General features: G+C 53.2%; 1 tRNA gene and 1 rRNA gene. Both read left to right on the forward strand.

The annotated features are described in order from the left end of the window. The first annotated feature begins 5 nt into the window (after positions 1-5). Positions 6-81 (forward strand) — tRNA-Ala (locus tag ABIB58_RS16360). 200 nt (positions 82-281) lie between these two features. Beyond that, positions 282-2,322 (forward strand): 23S ribosomal RNA (locus tag ABIB58_RS16365); the annotation flags it as partial.

Below are 2,322 nucleotides of genomic sequence, written 5' to 3' on the forward strand. Positions count from 1 at the left end.
GGAATGGGGCCATAGCTCAGTTGGTAGAGCGCCTGCTTTGCAAGCAGGATGTCGTCGGTTCGACTCCGTCTGGCTCCACCAGGATCTTGTGATCGCATTCAAGTTTGCCGTCGGCCTTCGGGTTGGCGTGCATTGATATCGTAAAGGAAGAACGTGACCGGCTCCCCTGAGCTTTGAGGTCTTGTTCGAGAAGAAGACATTGTCTGACAAAAATCAGGCTTGGTCCCCCGGCATCTTTCCAGTCGGGCGGAATAAACCAAGCATGAGTTTTGCTGAGAAACGATCAAACGTTGAAGGGCTTCTGACGGATGCCTTGGCGTAGAGAGGCGATGAAGGACGTGGCAAGCTGCGATAAGAACCGGGGAGGCGCTAGCACCCTTTGATCCGGTTATTTCCGAATGGGGAAACCCACCTTTACAGTCTTCCAACTCTGCTCTTCGGGGCAGCGATTGGCGGATTGTTGAAAGGTATAATGAGCTGAATACATAGGCTTCATTAAGCGAACCCGGGGAACTGAAACATCTCAGTACCCGGAGGAAAGGACATCAACCGAGACTCCCGTAGTAGTGGCGAGCGAACCGGGACCAGGCCAGTGCTCTTGTGAAATAAAGACGAACGATCTGGAAAGGTCGGCCATAGTGGGTGAAAGCCCCGTAGTCATCAAACAGCAAGAGACTCGAGTAGGGCGGGACACGTGAAATCCTGTCTGAACATGGGGGGACCACCCTCCAAGCCTAAGTACTCCTCTACGACCGATAGTGAACAAGTACCGTGAGGGAAAGGTGAAAAGCACCCCGACAAGGGGAGTGAAACAGATCCTGAAATCGGAAGCCTACAAGCAGTCGGAGCCGCCAAGCGCGGTGACGGCGTACCTTTTGTATAATGGGTCAGCGACTTCATGTGTCGAGCAAGCTTAAGCCGTTAGGTGTAGGCGCAGCGAAAGCGAGTCTGAATAGGGCGCTAAGTTCGACGTATGACGACCCGAAACCAGGTGATCTATCCATGAGCAGGTTGAAGGTTGGGTAACACCAACTGGAGGACCGAACCCGTGAATGTTGAAAAATTCTGGGATGACTTGTGGATAGGGGTGAAAGGCCAATCAAACCTGGACATAGCTGGTTCTCCGCGAAATCTATTTAGGTAGAGCGTCCGACGAATTCCTTGGGGGGTAGAGCACTGGATGGTTGCGGGCTGCGCGAGCGGTACCAATACTAACCAAACTCCGAATACCCAAGAGAACTATCGGGCAGACACACGGCGGGTGCTAACGTCCGTCGTGAAAAGGGAAACAACCCTAACCATCATCTAAGGCCCCCAAGTCACGGCTAAGTGGGAAACGATGTGGGATTGCTTTGACAATCAGGAGGTTGGCTTAGAAGCAGCCATCCTTTAAAGAAAGCGTAACAGCTCACTGATCAAGCGATCCTGCGCGGAAAATGTAACGGGGCTCAAGCCGTGCGCCGAAGATATGGGTTTGCAGTTTACTGCAAGCGGTAGCGGAGCGTTCCGTAGGCCGGTGAAGGTCAGGCGTGAGCCTGGCTGGAGGTATCGGAAGTGAGAATGCTGACATGAGTAACGATAAGAGTGTGAGAGACACTCTCGCCGAAAGACCAAGGGTTCCTGCGTAAAGCTAATCTGCGCAGGGTTAGTCGGCCCCTAAGGCGAGGCTGAAAAGCGTAGTCGATGGGAAGCAGGTAAATATTCCTGCACCAGCTGGAAGTGACGGATGGCTTAACTCGTACCCACTTATTGGATTGTGTGTGCGGGGGCGTTGTCCCAGGAAATAACTCCAGCAGAGACCGTACCCGAAACCGACACAGGTGGTCAGGTAGAGCATACCAAGGCGTTTGAGAGAACTATGCTGAAGGAACTCGGCAAATTGCACGCGTAACTTCGGAATAAGCGTGACTCACCTTGCGCAAGCAGGACTGAGTGGCACAAGCCAGGGGGTAGCGACTGTTTAGCAAAAACACAGGGCTCTGCGAAGCAGCAATGCGACGTATAGGGTCTGACGCCTGCCCGGTGCCTGAAGGTTAAAGGGAGATGTGAAAGCGTCGAACTGAAGCCCAGGTAAACGGCGGCCGTAACTATAACGGTCCTAAGGTAGCGAAATTCCTTGTCGGGTAAGTTCCGACCTGCACGAATGGCGTAACGACTTCCCCACTGTCTCCAGCATAGGCTCAGTGAAATTGAATTCCCCGTGAAGATGCGGGGTTCCCGCGGTCAGACGGAAAGACCCTATGAACCTTTACTATAGCTTCGCCTTGGCGTTAGCGACCGTATGTGTAGGATAGGTGGGAGACTATGAAACCGGGGCGCCAG

This window comes from Brevundimonas sp. UYEF29, assembly GCF_040546195.1.
Classification (GTDB): Bacteria; Pseudomonadota; Alphaproteobacteria; order Caulobacterales; family Caulobacteraceae; genus Brevundimonas; species Brevundimonas huaxiensis.